Origin of the sequence: Brevundimonas sanguinis, from assembly GCF_029636725.1 — a bacterium.
GTDB lineage: Bacteria > Pseudomonadota > Alphaproteobacteria > Caulobacterales > Caulobacteraceae > Brevundimonas > Brevundimonas sanguinis.
This window is the reverse complement of sequence record NZ_CP116770.1, coordinates 1,296,834-1,312,136: the sequence shown is the minus strand read 5'-3', so window position 1 is coordinate 1,312,136 and position 15,303 is coordinate 1,296,834. Positions and strand designations below refer to the sequence as shown.

The 15,303-nt window shown below is 68.8% G+C and carries 19 protein-coding genes; 1 reads left to right on the top strand and 18 read right to left on the bottom strand.

Annotated features, from left to right (window positions below; translation table 11 throughout):
- Positions 1 to 2: 2 nt before the first annotated feature.
- The 14 genes from PIB44_RS06670 to PIB44_RS06605 form a co-directional block, all read right to left on the bottom strand.
- The gene (locus PIB44_RS06670) at positions 3 to 959 is read right to left on the bottom strand and encodes a DMT family transporter (protein ID WP_134580403.1); all 957 of its coding nucleotides are present in this window, start codon (positions 957 to 959) and stop codon (positions 3 to 5) included.
- Between the two features lie 90 nt (positions 960 to 1,049).
- Positions 1,050 to 1,544, bottom strand: coding sequence for a single-stranded DNA-binding protein (gene ssb, locus PIB44_RS06665; protein WP_025976669.1), 495 nt, complete (start codon positions 1,542 to 1,544; stop codon positions 1,050 to 1,052).
- 91 nt (positions 1,545 to 1,635) lie between these two features.
- Entirely contained in the window at positions 1,636 to 2,058 is a 423-nt protein-coding gene (locus PIB44_RS06660; protein WP_025976668.1) for a hypothetical protein, read from the bottom strand.
- A 2-nt stretch (positions 2,059 to 2,060) separates the two neighbouring features.
- A complete protein-coding gene (locus PIB44_RS06655) occupies positions 2,061 to 2,729 on the bottom strand; it encodes a hypothetical protein (protein WP_025976667.1) in 669 nt (222 codons plus the stop codon).
- Between the two features lie 81 nt (positions 2,730 to 2,810).
- Complete coding sequence (locus tag PIB44_RS06650; protein ID WP_278070816.1) at positions 2,811 to 5,522, bottom strand: NHL repeat-containing protein; 2,712 nt, start codon at positions 5,520 to 5,522, stop codon at positions 2,811 to 2,813.
- A 249-nt stretch (positions 5,523 to 5,771) separates the two neighbouring features.
- Positions 5,772 to 6,653 (bottom strand): flagellin N-terminal helical domain-containing protein, encoded by an 882-nt coding sequence (locus PIB44_RS06645; protein ID WP_253120725.1) that lies wholly within the window; start codon positions 6,651 to 6,653, stop codon positions 5,772 to 5,774.
- A 119-nt stretch (positions 6,654 to 6,772) separates the two neighbouring features.
- Entirely contained in the window at positions 6,773 to 7,054 is a 282-nt protein-coding gene (locus tag PIB44_RS06640; protein WP_278070815.1) for a flagellar protein FlaG, read from the bottom strand.
- Positions 7,055 to 7,146: 92 nt separating this feature from the next.
- Complete coding sequence (locus PIB44_RS06635; RefSeq protein ID WP_025976663.1) at positions 7,147 to 7,932, bottom strand: flagellin; 786 nt, start codon at positions 7,930 to 7,932, stop codon at positions 7,147 to 7,149.
- Between the two features lie 258 nt (positions 7,933 to 8,190).
- Positions 8,191 to 8,370, bottom strand: coding sequence for a hypothetical protein (locus tag PIB44_RS06630; protein WP_134580402.1), 180 nt, complete (start codon positions 8,368 to 8,370; stop codon positions 8,191 to 8,193).
- A gap of 4 nt (positions 8,371 to 8,374) precedes the next feature.
- Positions 8,375 to 8,797: a hypothetical protein gene (locus PIB44_RS06625; RefSeq protein ID WP_278070814.1), complete on the bottom strand. Its 423-nt coding sequence runs from the start codon at positions 8,795 to 8,797 to the stop codon at positions 8,375 to 8,377.
- On the bottom strand, positions 8,794 to 9,177 hold the full coding sequence (locus PIB44_RS06620) for a M15 family metallopeptidase (protein ID WP_278070813.1): 384 nt from the start codon (positions 9,175 to 9,177) through the stop codon (positions 8,794 to 8,796). Before PIB44_RS06620 ends, PIB44_RS06625 begins: the two co-directional genes overlap by 4 nt.
- Entirely contained in the window at positions 9,174 to 9,431 is a 258-nt protein-coding gene (locus PIB44_RS06615) for a hypothetical protein (RefSeq protein ID WP_003166816.1), read from the bottom strand. The genes PIB44_RS06620 and PIB44_RS06615 overlap by 4 nt, the downstream gene beginning before the upstream one ends.
- On the bottom strand, positions 9,428 to 9,619 hold the full coding sequence (locus PIB44_RS06610; protein WP_278070812.1) for a hypothetical protein: 192 nt from the start codon (positions 9,617 to 9,619) through the stop codon (positions 9,428 to 9,430). Before PIB44_RS06610 ends, PIB44_RS06615 begins: the two co-directional genes overlap by 4 nt.
- Before the next feature lie 4 nt (positions 9,620 to 9,623).
- The gene (locus tag PIB44_RS06605) at positions 9,624 to 11,111 is read right to left on the bottom strand and encodes a DUF2793 domain-containing protein (protein WP_278070811.1); all 1,488 of its coding nucleotides are present in this window, start codon (positions 11,109 to 11,111) and stop codon (positions 9,624 to 9,626) included.
- 215 nt (positions 11,112 to 11,326) lie between these two features.
- On the opposite strand from PIB44_RS06605, the gene PIB44_RS06600 reads away from it, so the two are divergent.
- On the top strand, positions 11,327 to 12,277 hold the full coding sequence (locus tag PIB44_RS06600) for an endonuclease/exonuclease/phosphatase family protein (protein WP_278070810.1): 951 nt from the start codon (positions 11,327 to 11,329) through the stop codon (positions 12,275 to 12,277).
- On the opposite strand, the gene PIB44_RS06595 is transcribed toward PIB44_RS06600, so the two are convergent.
- From PIB44_RS06595 to PIB44_RS06580, 4 genes are read right to left on the bottom strand one after another with little or no spacing between them, the layout of a single operon-like run.
- Positions 12,258 to 13,466 carry a CCA tRNA nucleotidyltransferase gene (locus PIB44_RS06595; protein ID WP_278070809.1) on the bottom strand — a complete coding sequence of 403 codons (1,209 nt, stop codon included), beginning with the start codon at positions 13,464 to 13,466 and terminating at the stop codon, positions 12,258 to 12,260. The genes PIB44_RS06600 and PIB44_RS06595 overlap by 20 nt on opposite strands.
- Positions 13,463 to 14,137, bottom strand: coding sequence for an NUDIX hydrolase (locus PIB44_RS06590; RefSeq protein ID WP_278070808.1), 675 nt, complete (start codon positions 14,135 to 14,137; stop codon positions 13,463 to 13,465). Before PIB44_RS06590 ends, PIB44_RS06595 begins: the two co-directional genes overlap by 4 nt.
- Positions 14,134 to 14,694 (bottom strand): DUF1285 domain-containing protein, encoded by a 561-nt coding sequence (locus PIB44_RS06585; protein WP_278070807.1) that lies wholly within the window; start codon positions 14,692 to 14,694, stop codon positions 14,134 to 14,136. The genes PIB44_RS06590 and PIB44_RS06585 overlap by 4 nt, the downstream gene beginning before the upstream one ends.
- Positions 14,695 to 14,742: 48 nt before the next feature.
- Positions 14,743 to 15,255 carry a GNAT family N-acetyltransferase gene (locus PIB44_RS06580; RefSeq protein WP_278070806.1) on the bottom strand — a complete coding sequence of 171 codons (513 nt, stop codon included), beginning with the start codon at positions 15,253 to 15,255 and terminating at the stop codon, positions 14,743 to 14,745.
- Between the last annotated feature and the right edge of the window lie 48 nt (positions 15,256 to 15,303).

Here is a 15,303-nt window from a genome sequence, read left to right as displayed (position 1 = left end):
ACCTAAACCTTGGCGGGGGCGCCGGCGCGCAGGCCGCGCTCCCCCAGGGCCACTGTGATCACGCCCAGCAGGGAAATGGCGACGCCTGTCAGGATCTGCGGCGTCAGCACGTCGCCCATGAACAGGCCGCCGATCATGATCGACACCAGGGGCGACCCCAGCAGATAGGGCGTCACCCGCCCGGCCTCGCGCCGCTGGACCAGCCAGAACATCAGGCTGGTGGCGAACACGGACGAGATCACCCCCGCCCAGATCAACGTGCCCCACACCAGCGGCGTCGCAGCCTTGGCGGCTTCCCACTGCCCGTTCTCGAACAGGACCGACCCCAGGGTCAGGACCGGAAAGGCCATCAGAGCCAGCAGCCCCTGCATCTTCAAGGGCGGGATGGAGGTCGTCCGGCGCGCGATCACCGTCGTCAACGCCCAGGCCGATGCGCCCAGCGCGCCCACCAGAATGGCCTTCCAGTCGTTCAGCGCGTGGGGATCCAGCGTCATCCACGCCACGCCTGCGAAGGCGATCACCAGGCCCACTGTCGCCATCCTCGAAATCCGCTCGCCCAGCATCAGAAAGGCGAACAGGGAGGTCAGGGGGATCCACAACTGGGTGGCGACCGTCACCGGGCTGACGTCATGGGCCAGCCAGAAGGCCAGATAGATCAAGCCATAGTGGATCGGGCCGCCCACCACGGCGATGATCAGCAGGCTCTTCCAGTTCGGGAACGGCGGCCGCACGAACCAGACCAGACAGGCCGCGGCGATGGCGAAACGCAGCGCGCCCGTCATCAGCGGCGGCAGCATCTCGGTGGCGACCTTGGCGGCGGCGTTGTTCACGCCCCAGATGACCAGAACGGCCACGATAGCCGCGATTTCAAGCGGCGTCAGCGCGTGCGGGGAGGAGGAGGAGCTGGACACGCCCTCATGCTTGCCACAAGGCGCGACCTTTCGCCTCTCACGAAGCATGAGCGGAGGTTACCCCTCCCCTCGCATCTCAACGAAAAAGGCCGCGCCCCCAGCGGAGGCGCGGCCTTCATTTTTCGATCCCGCGAACCTTTAGAACGGAATGTCGTCGTTCAGGTCGTAGCTTTCCTTCGGGCCCGAGGGCTTGTTGGCGCCGCCGGTCGAGAAGCCCGAGGAATAGTCGTCGTCGCGACCGCCGCCGTAGCCGCCGCGATCACCGCCGCCCTGGCTGTCGCCACGGCCGCCCAGCATGGTCAGCTGGCCGTTGAAGCGCTGGATGACGATCTCGGTCGAATACTTCTCGACGCCCTGCTGATCCGTCCATTTGCGGGTCTGCAGCGAACCTTCGATGTAAACGGTGGAGCCCTTCTTCAGATAGTTTTCGACCACCTTGACGATGTTGTCGTTGAAGATGACCACCGAGTGCCACTCGGTCTTTTCCTTGCGCTCGCCGGTCGACTTGTCGCGCCAGGTTTCTGAGGTGGCGATGCGCAGGTTGGCGACGCGGTCGCCGTTGTTCAGCGAACGGATTTCCGGATCGCGGCCCAGATTGCCGATGAGGATGACCTTGTTGACGCTGCCCGCCATGACGAATGTCCTTTTATCTTCTTGCGTCGAGTCCTAGCGGATTTCGACGAGATGTTCCAGTTTTGTTCACGCCCAATTCCGGGCGCTGAAATCAGTTCGGGGCGACCGCGACCGGGCGTCCGTCGATCTGGCGCTGGATCGCGCCCGGAATGGCCAGGCGGCCATCCCCCGTGCGCGCCAGGGCGAAGAAGCGCGGGCCGTCCAGGGACTTGCCGAACTTGACCCCCGCGCGATCGATGAAGATGAACTGCCCCTGATAGGCGCCGACCATCTCGGTCTTGCTGCCGCCCAGACGCAGGAAGCGCAGACGCATCTCTTCCAGCCGCGCGGCGCAGAACTCGATCTGCGGCTGGTCGCGGGCGACGACGTTGAAGCGCACGCCCCCGCCCTCAGCGTCCTGGCCCATGTGGTAGCAGACGCCCGTCCCGCCCGGCGCCTCCGCCTTCTTGGCGCAGGCGCCCAGAGCCGCAGACGCCGCGACAATCGCCAGCAGGGTGATCGAAGCGCGGCTCATGCTCACAGCTCCGGGAACTGACATTGGCGGTCCTGCTGGGCCAGGGTGCGGAAACGATTGTTGTCGGTCGACTGCTCCACGCGGCGCGGGACCAGACGCAGGGTCGTGTCGCCCCACCGGCCATAACGCGCCTCGCCCGGCGCGACGCAGGTTCCCGAATAGAGAGCCTGAACACAGGCCGCCAGGCTCATATTGCCCGACACCTGGCGCCATTCCGAACCGGTGTGACGCAGGCAGGCCGTGCCCGAGGTCGAAGGCGCCGCGCGCGTATCCTCGACGGCGCCCGGCTGGCCCGCAGGGGCGATCTCGACCGCCGGGGTCGAAGGCAGTTCCGGCGGCGGCGCGAAGGAGGCGGTCGGCGCAGCGACCAGCGACCCCGAAGCATCCAGCCCCACGTCCAGGGCGCTGGTGGCCACGCCGTTGCGCTGGGCGCAGTCGGCCAGGGTCGCCAGGCCGACGAACTGGCCATCCACGAAGCAGCGCAGTTCGCGCGTCGGCTCCAGCGTCGGGGCCTCGGCCACGTCGATGGTCAGGCCGCCCTTGGACGCAGGCGGCGGCTCGGACGGCGCATCCTTGCCCCCGCTGAAGACCAGGGCGGCGGCCACGGCGCCGACGACGGCCAGGCCGGCGCCGACGATCAGAACCGTACGATTGTCTTTCGAAAGGGCCATGCAGCTCTCAACGCGCCAAAGAAGGCCCCACTAACCCCGAGCGCCCCACAGCCGTCAACCGAAAGCGCCCTCAACCCCGGCTTAGCCTGTGAGTCTCGCCAAGGCCGCCTGGTAGTTGGCCAGTTGCGCCTGCAGATAGGCCGGGGCCTGACCCGTCACCTTGGGTTTGTCGCTTGCCGGGTCCAGGGCGCGATAGGCGTCGCGCATGGCCTTGATCGCCAGTTGCACCTGATCGCGCGACTTGGCGATGGCTTCCGGGCCGGACAGGTTCAGCAGCGGCGACAGGTCGATGCCGAAGGTCTTGGTCTTGTCCTGGGTCTTGCCGATGAAGCCGGGCGTCAGGCCCAATCCCGCCAGGGCGTCCCGCCCCGCTTCGCCTGGCGTCAGAACCGCCCCGGCCCGCCCGTCGGCGCTGGTGATGGAAAGGCGCTGGACCCCGCCGCTGGTCACCCGCGCGTCGCCGTCCATGCCGGTGACGTAGTCGCGATCGGTCTTCACCGTGACCTTCAGATAACGGCCCGACGCCATTTCGATCTTGCGCGCCAGCGACTGCAAGGTGTCCTTGGCGTCGATCGTCACCGCCGTCTTCCGGCCTGTCGCCGGGTTCTGCACATAGAAACGGTCGCCCGCTCGGACGGCGGTCGCATCCACAAGGGTCTTGGACTGGCTCTGGCTGATCTCGCCCTGCGGCAGGCCCAGCCGATCCAGCACGCTGGCGCCGCCCGAAGACACCGTCAGGGCCAGGGGTTTGGCCTGCCCGTCCGCCGCCGTCCAGGTCTGGCTCCACTCTACCTGCCCCGTCTGCACGTCCAGTCGCGCCAGATAGCCGCGCGAGGGGTCTTCGGCCTTGGCCCCGATGGCGCGATCCGACACGCCGGTCAGCCAGACCTTGCCGTCGTGCACCTTGACGTCGGCGGCGGTGTCGTCGCCCGCCCCACCGTAATAGGTCACCCGATCCGCGCCCGAGGCGGCCAGGTCCGTGGACAGGACAGCGACAAAGGCGTCCTGACCTCCGGCATGAGCATTGGCGACCTGACCCGCATTCAGGGCGCCGTTGCCGGACGCGCCCGAGAGGATCAGTCGCCCGTCGGCCACCGCAAGACCGGCGATCTCGCCTCCCGAAGAAGAGCCCAGATTGCGCACGCTCAGAAGCTCGGGCGCGCCCGTCGCGCCGATACGGAAATGACGCACGACAAAGGCGCCGTTCTCGACGCCCGCCGTGTACAGATTGTCGCCGTCGACGGTCATGGCCTGGACGTTGTCGTCGCCAGCCGTGCCGAACTGGGTCGCCCCGGTCGCCGTCGCCGTGATCGGCGCCAGACTGTGGACCTGACCTTCGCTGAAGGCCTGAACATAGCCGTCCCAGCCGCCCACGGCCAAGGTCCCCGGCATGGCTGACTTGGCCCGCCCCGCCACATAGACCCGCCCGTCGGCGCCGAAAGAGACGGCGGTCGCTTCATCCTCGGCCTTGGCGCCGCGCCTCTGGGTCCACTGTTCGCGGCCCTGGGCGTCGAAGACGGTGACGAAACTGTCGGCGGTCGTGGCGGAGGCGCCGGCCTCGCCGGGCACAAGGGCGCCGATCACTGACCCGGCCACGGCGACCCGCCCGTCCGCATCCACGGCGATGGCGTAGCCGCTGGCCTTGGACGCCGCGCCCAGAGCGCGACTGACGACCACATTGCCCGCCGAATCCAGCTTCATCAGAACGACGTCGCCCTGTCCCTTGATCGGCTGGGTCGAGGCGCCGGCGCTGACATCGGCCACGATCCACATCGAACCGTCCGGCCCGGCCGCGCTGGCCCGCACCGTCTCGACGCCGTCCGGCAGGGACGAGACGCCGCTGCGGCCCTCGACCCAGAAACCGCCGCCGGAGCCCGCGATCGGATGGCCGTCCGGGTCGAATTTCAGCACCTCATGGGCGCCCTTGCCGCCTGCGCCCTGCACGACCTGGATCGAATCTCGCGCCTCGGCGGGGGTGAAGCTGATCGTCTCGAGCGAAACGCCGGCGACCGTCAGCCCCCAGCGCGCCGGGCCGGCCGGAAGGGTTATAGTCTTGTCGCCCGCCTTGACCGTGCGCGGCTCGGCCTCGATCATCTGACGGTGGATGCGGGTCTGGACGCCCGCCTCTTCCAGCTTGCCGTTGATGTGCTGCACCACCGCATCCATCGTGCGCGGCGTCGCCCCCATCTCCGCCAGGTCGATATCGACCGTCTGGCTTCCGGTCGTGGTTTTCACCGTAATCCCGAACCGCACATCGCCCTGGAAGGCGGCGACCTCGTCGGTCAGGGCGCCGTCGTGGATCGGGCCGGTCAGGTATTTGGGATTGTCGCGTGGTACGGCCGCAGTCGACTGGCTCTGCGAGGCCGAGACGCCCTGAACCACGCGCACGCCTTCGAATTGAGCGGAATTCAGGAAATCCATCACCTCCGTCATGCCGGAAGCGAACCGCCGCGACAGTTGCTCGGTCTCCATGCGGGGGACCCCGCGCTCGCCCGCGCGGTTCGTCAGGGCCTCAAGCATGGTCAGCCCCTGGTACAGGGCGAAAATCTTGCGGTAGTCGCTTGAGGACGCGCCCTTGACGTCAAGAACGGCATTGTCCTCGTTAACGAGCTTTCGCCCGCTCAAGGCCGTACGCAGAAGGTCCGACTGGCTGGGCTTTTCCTTGCCGCTCAAGGTCCACGGCGCGGTTGGCTGCGTCTTGGGCTTGGGCGCGCTTTGCCCAGCCGAGCCCACGCCCGTTCCTCCGGCGAGACCGTAAAGACCCAGCAGATAGCTGTTGTTGATCACCGCCACGAAAGCCTCCGCAGGCCAGTTTGCCCCAGGCGCGGTAACGAATTGTTTAATCACCGCACGCAACCGCCCCGCGTCAGGCGCAGTTCACACTTGTCTGCAGCCTGATGTGGAGATGTTCATGTCGCGCGTACGCTGGCTTTTAATGCGGCTGATGAGCCTTTACGGCCTGATGCCGCGCCCCGCGCCGCCACGGCGGCGACCGCCCGTCACCCTCGGATATGGACCGACCCGGCGAATGGGTTAGCGGCCTCAGCCCTTGAACAACGACAGGATGATCTGCGGCGCCTGGTTGGCGATCGACAGAGCCTGAGCGCCGAGTTGCTGCTGCACCTGCAAGGCCTGCAGACGTGCGCTTTCACGCGCCATGTCCGCGTCCACCAGATTGCCGACCCCGACTTCCAGCGAATCCATCAGCTTGGTGACGAACAGGGTGTGCTTCTCGATCTGCTTGGACTGAGCGCCCAGTTCAGCGAGCTTGCCGCTCGCGCTGGTCAGGGCGGCCTCAACGGCCGCCAGTGCGCCCGCAGCATTGTCGCCGCTAAGCAGATCCAAGGCCGTGGCGGGCGCCGTAAAATCAGTAGCCGCGAGGCTCAACCCCGCCAGAGACAGATCCTGGCGGTTCATCGTGATGGTTTCGGACGCATCCGCATTCGCCAGGAAGTTCAGCGGAGTAAGATCAGCAGGCGTCGCCGCTACAACGCCATTCACCTTGCCGTTCAGAATGTTCTCGCCATCAAAAGTGGCGTTGTCGGCGAACGACTGCAAAGACTTCAGCAGCGACTGAAATTCATCGTTGTAGGCCTTGCGCGTCGCATCCGACGCTGACGGGTCGGCCGCCGCCGTGGCCTTCTGGCGGAGCTCCACCAGGATGTCGGAAATCTGCTGACCGGCCGCCAGGGCCACATCGGCGACCGATGTGGCGCGGTTCAGGCTGGTCTTGACCGATTCCAGCGCATTCATGTCGGCGCGCTGGTTCTGGGCGATGGCCCAGGTGGCGGCGTTGTCCTTGGCGCCCTGGACCTTCAGCCCGGTGTTCACTCGGCTCTGGGTCGCCGCCAACTTGGAGTTGGTGGCGTTCAGGTTCTGAAGCGCGATAAGCGCCGACGCATTGGTGATTACGCTGTTGGTCATGGCCATTCTCGCCTCAGATCCGATTCTGGCGAGCAGTAATGACGCTGATTCCTGAGCGTATGGTTAACGGCGCAGCAACGCCTGTTAACGCCGCCGCCTTCCGTCGCCCAGACCGCCGCTCAGATCTCGGTCTTGATGATCTTGCCCACATCATAGGCCGGGCTTTGACGCAGCTTCAGGACCTCTTCACGAGGGAACTGGCGAACCACCTCCCCGGTGACGCGATCCAGGGTCTTGTAGACGTACCCGGTCGACTCGCGCTCGATCGTCAATCGGTAACGACCTGCGTCGTCGCTATCTTTCTGCGCGCCCTGCACAGGTTGCTGCGCCTCGACAGCCCCGCCCTGCGGTTCGCGATCGAGGTAGGTTACGCTGGATACTCCCACGACATTGTCAGCCATATCCCTTCGCGCGGACCTGCCGCGCCTCCCGTATCGAACGACACGAGAAAGGGGCGAACCTTGCGGCCCGCCCCCTTCCTAATCGCGTCGGATTAGCGGAACAGGCCCAGCAGGATCGAGCTGGACTGGTTCGCGATCGACAGCGCCTGCACGCCCAGCTGCTGCTTGGTCTGCAGAGCCGTCAGGCGAGCGCTTTCCTTGGCTAGGTCGGCCGCCACCAGGTTGTCGACACCGACTTCCAGAGCGTCCTGCAGCTTGCCGACGAAGACGTTCTGACGGCCCAGCGACTTGGACTGGGTGCCCAGCGTCGCCAGGTTCGCGGTGAAGCCCTCAATCGCCGTCTGAACAGCGTCAGCGGTGGCGTAGGTGCCAGCCGTGACGCCCGAGGTGACAGCGGCCGCGAAGCCCACGTCATAGGTCGCGGTCGAATCCAGCCCCGTGCGGACGGTCGTGACCGTGCCGTCGAACAGGTTGATGCCGTCGAACTTGGCGCCGTCGATAGCCGAATCGATTTCTTCTACCAGCGCGTCATAGTCCGCCTGATAGGCCGTCTCGGCGGCGCTGCCGGTCTCGACGGTTTCCAGGGCGACGGCGATGCCCTTCAGTTCCTTGAAGGCTTCGACGACGGTGTCGCCGGCCGCCAGGGCGACATCAACCAGCGATTGACCGCGCGAGACGGAGTTCTTGACGGCGTCCAGCGAGGCGATGTCAGCGCGTTGGTTGGTGGCGATGGCGAAGATCGCGCCGTTGTCTTTGGCGGTGGCGACCTTGAAGCCCGTGTTCACGCGGTTTTGCGTGACGTTGAGGTCACGGTTGGTCGCGTTGAGGTTTTGCAGCGCAACGAGGGCGCCAACGTTCGTGTTGATGCTGTTAGCCATTTTGGCTGTCCTTTGTCTTCAGACGATGTCCGACGCCATTTTGGCTGCCGGGAGCTTTCTGCTCGGAAAGACATGTCGCAAGAGGCGGACCAACACAGCGCCGCCTGCTCCAGAGGCCATCGCATTGATTCTTCGATGTTAGATTCTGGAAACCATACGAAAACACCCGGCACTTCCTGCCCCTAGAGGACGCGAGCGGCAATAAATGCCGGGCGACCCGGCAGGACTTGCCGCCCGCCCCCCTCGGCTTGGGCGAACTCACGGGCGCGAACGCACCCATTCGTCGATCAGCGAGCGTTCAGCCTGAAGCGTCTCCACCGCCAGCCGCCGCGCCGCGTCGCAGGCGAGGATCTGCCCGCCGCGCCGGACATAGGCCGCCTCCAGATCCGCCGCCGTGGCCGTCTCGGGCAGCACAGCCAGGTCACAGGGCCGCGTCACGGCGTCAGGAAGGATCAGACGCGGCGGCGCAACCGGCGACGGCGGGCGCGAGGCGGCGCAGCTCGCGGTCATGATCACGCAGGCGCTGAGCGCGAGCAGGGTCCAGAGGGGTATCGGCGTCATCGGCGGTCCTTGCTCGAGTTTCGGCCGTCGCGGTCGCCCGCGCCACGGCCTCTGCTTGCTGGTGAAAGGCGTCCAGAACCTCGATCTGACGACCGCGCGCCGCGGCCTCCAGCGCGCGGGCGGCGGTCTGGGCCTCGGCCTGGTCCGCGCGGCGCTGCACCGCCTCAAGACGGCGCGCCTGCAGGTGCAGCGGATCCCACCGCACCGCAAGCCCCCGCCCGACGATCAGGATCAGAACCACGATCAGTCCGAACGCCGCCAGCCAGCCCAGCGGCGTCAGGGTGCGAAGAAGGCCGCCGTTCATGGGTAGGCCCTCCGGTCCAGTTCGAAATGCGGGCCGTCGCGCAGGCGCGGCCAGTCGCCGCCCCAGATCAGGCGTATGCCCCGCCCTTTCGCCGCCGCCATGAAGGCCTCGGCGATGCGCGGATAGAGCGGCCAGTCCCAGCGGACCTGCCCATCGACCCAGGCGGCCACATCGACCGCGTGCCCGGTCAGGTGCCGCGAGTTCAGCGTCCGGCTGGCCCCCGCCCGCACAAGTTCCGCCTGACGCGCCGCCGTGCGCAGACCCTCGGAGACCATGAAGTCTACCGGCGTCAGCTCGATGGCCGCTTCGACGACCACGACCAGATCGGGATGCACCCCCTGCAGCGCGGAGCGCGAGCGTTGCGAAAGCCGGAAGCTCATGGCCGCCCGCCCGCGCGCAGTCGCATCATATTGACGATCTGCTGGGCGCTGGGCGCCACCAGATAGAGCAACAGCATCAGGGCGATCAGTCCCATCAGCCCGTCAGCGATGCGCGGCAGGTCCGAGGCCTCCGCCCGGTTCACCGCCAGCCGCAGCAACAGCCACAGGGCCAGGCTGGCGCCATAGACATAGATCCGCCGCCACAGCCAGCGGCCCTCGGCCAGATCATGCGTCGGTTCTTTCGGCGTCGTCATTGGTCGTCCTCCGGGTCAAAGGGCGCGGCGGAGACCCGCCAATCGGCGCCCAGATGGTCGAAACAGTCGTCGGCGCTGAGCCGGTCAGGCGCGGACCAGGTCTCCTCATCCGGCAATTCGGGCAGAGGAGGCGCGGCCTCGTCCCACGGCTCCACGGTCTGGATGATGCGATGCAGGCGCTGGATCATGACGTCACCCGATCGCCGTCAGCCGGACCACGCCGGGCGCGCCCGCGCCGCCTGCGCCCGCCGCCGTCACGCCCGCGCCGCCGCCGCCGCCGCCCCCGCCGTAAAGGCCCCCGTCACCCCCGGCCCGCCCGGCGCCGGACGCCTGAGCGCCGCCCCCCGCGCCGCCGCCGCCCGCCCAATGCAGATCGTTCAGAGGCGCGTTCTGTCCGGCGTTTCCGGCTCCAGATCCGCCCGCACCGCCGGTCGCCTTGACCGCCAACAAGCCCCCATCGCCCCCGGCGCCGCCCGACTGGACGACGTTGGCCGCGCCGACGCCTCCGCCGCCGCCGCCGCCGCCTGGGCCGTCGGGTCGCGCGGCGGACTGGCCCGCCATCCCCGTCGCCGTGACTGAGGAAGCTCCGCCCCCATTGGATGCAATCAGGCCGCCGCCGCCGGCGCCGCCAAGCCCGGCCGCTGACGCGCCGCCGGCCCCGCCGCGCCCGCCCTCGCCGGTCAACAGCGTCACGGAGCCTAGGGCGATGCGGCTGTCCCCGCCCGACGCGCCTGTAGCGCCCGAACCAGAGCCGCCGCCCCCGCCTGCGCCAACGGAGATGCTCAATCCGGCGCCGAGAGCCTCGACAGGCCAAAGTGCGCTCATCACCCCGCCTGCGCCGCCGCCGCCGCCGCCGTGGCGGCTGGTCCCGGCCGGACCGGACAGCCCGGCCCCGCCGCCTCCGCCGCCGCCGACGCACACGGCCTCGACCCAGCGCGCCCACTCAGGCGGCGACCAGGCGCCGCCGGTCGTCAGCGTCGTCGTCTCGCGCCGCGTCGCGCCCTTGGCGAACCAGGCGCGGCCGGTGTGGCGGTCGGCCATCAGCACCTCGCGCCAGGCGCCGCCGTCCGGGCTGACCTTCAGCCGCAGGTCGTCGTCGCCGATCAGGCCCAGTTCGGCCCGGCCGCCCCAGCCGCTCTGGAACAGCAGGGACAGCACGTCCGCCGATGTCTGCTTGTTGAAGGTGAAGCGCAGATCGCCGTCGCCGCCGCTCTCGCTTTCCAGGGCGGTCCAAAGGGCCTTGTTCGCCCGCACCGTCACCACGTTCGTCGCGTCCGCCGTGGCGTTGACGCCCAGGCGGGTGATCTGCTGCAGTTCGTCCGGCGCCGCGGTCTGAAGCCGCGTCCAGTCGCCATTACGGCGCACGACGATCTCTTCGCTGTCCAGAACCACGGCCAGATGCCCGTCCGGCGTGGCCACGACGGTCCAGCCGCCCATTTCATGACGCATCAGGGCCCCCGCCGCCCGGCCCGACCAGTCATGGCCCGTCGCGCCTTCCGGCAGGATGTAGAGATCGCCGTCCGACGCGCTTGCCGGTTGGACCGCCGTGGTGCGGCTGACCACCGCCGTCTGGGTCAGGGCGTCCAGAAAGGTCAGCGCCTCGTTCAGGGTGACGTGCTTCTGCAGCTGTCCGGCCGCCAGATAGGGCAGGCCCAGCCGCGCGCTGGCGTCGATGCTCATGTTCAGTCTCCGTGGATCAGGAGACGTCAGTCTGCGCAGCCGCCCGATGCAGGCGGGTCGATCGGGCCGGGAGCTCGCCAAAGCCGGGAATTTTCAGGGATCGGCGCCTCCGGTCGCGATAGCCGCGCCGTTTCTGCGCCCGGAACGGCCGCCTCGACAGCGCCCGGATCGGCGGCTAACCGAGACAGCCCCTCCCCCGCGTTCGCGATTGCTGCATGACCCTGTTTCAGGCCCTGGCGCGTCTGACCGCCCTGACCGTTTTGGCGCCGCCCGCCCTCGTCGCCGTCTCAGCGCTCAGCCGTATCGGCCACCGGCTGCCGGATCTGCTGACGCAGTTCACCGCCCCTGCCCTGATCGCGACGGGGGCGGCGTGCGTGGCCTTCCTGCTGCTGAGGCTGTGGGACATGGCGGCGCTGGGCGCAGTCATCGCCGGGCTGCTGCTGGTGGCGGTCTGGCCGCAGTGGGCGCCGCCGCGCGGGACGCCTGCCGATGGCGCCGAAACGCTCACCCTCTATTCCGCCAACCTGTGGGCCCGGAACAATGATGCGGACGCGATCGCCCGCTCCATCGCCGCCGCAGACGCGGACATCGTCATGCTGATCGAGCTGGGCGACGGCCCTAACGCCCGGCTGGACAAGGTTCTGGCGGGCTATCCCCACCGCGTCGCCACTCCGCGCAAGGATCGCCCCAGCGGCGCGGCGCGCTCGGTGATCGCCTCGAAACGGCCGCTGCGCCGCGTGCGCGACGCCGACGGTCAGGGGCTCGCCGCCCTTGTCGCCGAGGCCGAGACGGCGCTGGGGCCGGTTCATCTGATCGCCGTCCACATGACCCGCCCCTGGCCCTTCCAGCATCCTTACGGCCAGATCAGCCAGGCCAAGCGGCTGGCCGGATTGGGCCACGGACTGACGGGGCCGATCGTCATCGCGGGGGACTTCAACAGCGTCTCCAGCGGCCGCATCGGCCGTCAGATCAAGGCGCAAGCCGGCCTGATCCCCGCCCCCGCCTGGCCCGGCACCTGGCACGCCATGGCCCCGTCGGCGCTGGGGATCACCATCGACCATGTATGGCGCTCGCCGGATCTGGCGCTTTTGGACCGGCGGCTGGGCGACAGGACCGGCTCGGACCACCGCCCCGTCATCGTCGAGCTTACGCGGGCGACGCAATAAGCGCCTTCAGCCGGTCCTCATGACCGTGGTCGGGGAAGTCGTCGGCGATCCAGCCGTCTTCAAAGGCCTTCAGGACGCGCCCTGTCTCAGGCCCCGGCTTCAGACCCATTCGCGCCAGATCACGCCCGCCGACCGGCAGCTTCGGCGGCGTCCAGTCGGCCGCGAGGGCCAGAAACGCCTGCATCTTCGCCGCCTCGCCGCCCGCCGCCCAGGCGCGCCTTACGCGATCCTCGAACGCCTGCCGCCCCTCGCGCCAGATGACGGCGCGCGCCTGGGCGTCGTTCATATCCGGGTCGAGCGGCGCGCGGACGGCGGCGATCAGCCGGTCCTTCTGGGCGTTGGACAGCCGCAACCGGTTCGCCGATGCGCGCACCGCTTCAACGTCCGCCGGCAGCAGGGCCGACAGTCGCAGCACCGGGTCCGGGCTGACCCCGACCATCGCCTCGAACAGCGTCAAGCCTTCGGGTTGCGGCAAAATACGACCCAGCACCCCCGCATCCTGCATCAGCCGCACCGCCGGGCGCGGATCAGGCGCGGCCAGCAGTTTGAGCACCTCCTTCGACACCCGTTCGGCCGACAGCCGTTCGACCCCTTCGGCCAGGGCGGCGCAGGCGGCCACCGCCGCCGCATCCGGCGCGCCCCGCCCGTACCAGGCGAAGAAGCGGTAGAAGCGCAGGATGCGCAGATAATCCTCTTCGATGCGCTGCTCCGGCTGGCCGACGAAGACGATCCGTCCGGCCAGGGCGTCGTCATAGCCCGCGCCCGTCGGATCCAGGATCACGCCATCGGAGTCGGCATAGAGGGCGTTCAGGCGGAAGTCCCGCCGCGCCGCGTCCTCGGCCCAGTCGTCGGTGAAGGCGACCGTGGCGCGCCGCCCGTCGGTCGAGACATCGCGGCGCAGGGTGGTGATCTCGAACGGCTGGCGCTCTGATATGGCCGTGACCGTGCCGTGCTCCATGCCGGTCGGCACGCTCTTCAGGCCCGCCGCCTTCAGCGCCCTCACCACCGCCTCGGGCGTCAGCACCGTGGCGATGTCCACATCGTCGATCGGCGCGCCCAGCACGGCGTTGCGCACGCAGCCGCCGACGAAGCGGGCGCAGTCCGCCCCGCCCGCCGCCGCCAACGCCGCCATCACCGCCTGCGTCGCACTAGCGGTCAGCCAGTCCTGCCCCTTAAGGACGCTGCTCATCCGACGCGCTCGCTGGCGTCGGCCTCGGCGGCCCGGTGCGGCGCGGCCTCCTCGCCGTACAGCCGGTTGAACAGCCCCTTCAGAATGCCCGCCGTCGCGCCCCAGATGTAGCGCTCGCGGTAGGGCATGGCCCAGAACCAGCGGCGCGGCCCGTTCTCCTGATCATAATAGTCGCGGCGATGGTTCACCGGATCCATCAGGAAGTCCCACGGCGCCTCGAACACCTCGGCCACCTCGGCGGGCGACGGGGTGACAGCGGGCGGCGCGGTCAGCCAACCGATCACCGGCGTCACCAGAAAGCCGGTGCCCGTCTCATAGGGATCGCCCAACCCCAAGGGCTCGACCACGGCCGGGTCCAGCGCAATCTCCTCCCACGCCTCGCGCAGGGCCGCGTCCAGCGCCGTCTCGCCCTCATCCAGCCGCCCGCCCGCAAAGGCGATCTGCCCCGTATGGCTGGCCAGACTGTCGGATCTGCGGGTCAGCAGGACGCTGGGCCCGTCGTCACGCGCGATGATGGGGATCAGCACCGCCGCCGGTCTCAACTTGACCTTCGGACGGCTGAAATCGGGGTTCAGGTCATAGTCGGACCGCGTCGCCCCGCGCTGAGGGGACCACGCCGACACCGGGTCCAGCCGCTGTTGCAGCCGCGACTTCAAGCCGGAACAGGTCAAAGCCCCGCCCCTTTCGGCCCCAGCGGGAACGTCGCGCCGCCCGAGCGCACGGCCAGTCGCCCGTCCATCTCCTGCGCCCGCTCAACCAGTTCATAAAAGACCGGCCGCGCGATCCGCGCCCACAGATCGCCCCGCACATGGACGCGGGGTGCCGGCTCGCCCGTCGTCGCATCCGTCTCGACGATGATGGCGTGGTCGGGACCCGCGACGGTCTCGTCGCCCTGATCCGTGGTGAACACCAGCGCCTCGCCCTCTTCGCGCACGGCAACGGCGCGGAACGGCAGGTCCTCGACCGCGATCTTCAGCTTCTCGACGGGCGTGACCAGGTGATAGCCGTCCGGGTCTTTCCTCAGCACCGTCGAGAACAGCCGCACCAGTTCGGCCCGGCCAATGGGCGATCCTTCATGCATCCACACCCCGTCGGCGCGGATCAGGATGTCGATCTCGCCGCAATGTTCGGGATGCCACAGATGCACGGGAGGCAGACCCCTGCCCGGCGCCTGACGCGCAGCCTCGGCCACGCCTGTCAGACCCGAGGATGTCGGTGGGTTCGTCATGTCTGAACTATGGGATGCGTCGCCCTGCAAAGGAAGGCCGCGCCCGGCTCAGGCGTCGGGGCGCACCGCTCCGACCGGCGCGGCTGCGGTGAAGGGCAGCCACATGACCCGGCGCTGATCCACCGGCCCCGGCAGCACGGCGTCCGGCGCCGGCTCAAACCCGAAACGGGAGAAATAGGGCGGATCGCCGATCAGCAGGATGCCGTCCAGCCCCAGCGCCCTCGCCTCTTCAATGCACGCCCGCACCAGTTCGCCGCCGAGCCCGGTGCTGCGGCTGGCCTGGTCCACGGCGATCGGCCCCAGAAAGACCGAGCGCGCCTCGCCCGTGAGGATCGACCACAGCCGCACCGAACCGATCAGGCGGCCGTCTTCATGCAGACAAAACCCGGCCGCCAGCGGCGCGCGCTCACGCAGCCGCTCGGCCGTCTTGGCGAACCGGCCGGGGCCGAAGGCGGCGATGACCAGGGCGTCGACAGCGGCCGCATCGGCCGTCGTCTCACGCGTGATCGGCCCCGCAATCTGCGGGTCGTCGGGAGGAGCGGAGGCGGGCGCGGCGTTCATGCGCGGCCCCTAGTCCCCCGCGCCCGCCGAATCAATCGCGATCTTCGG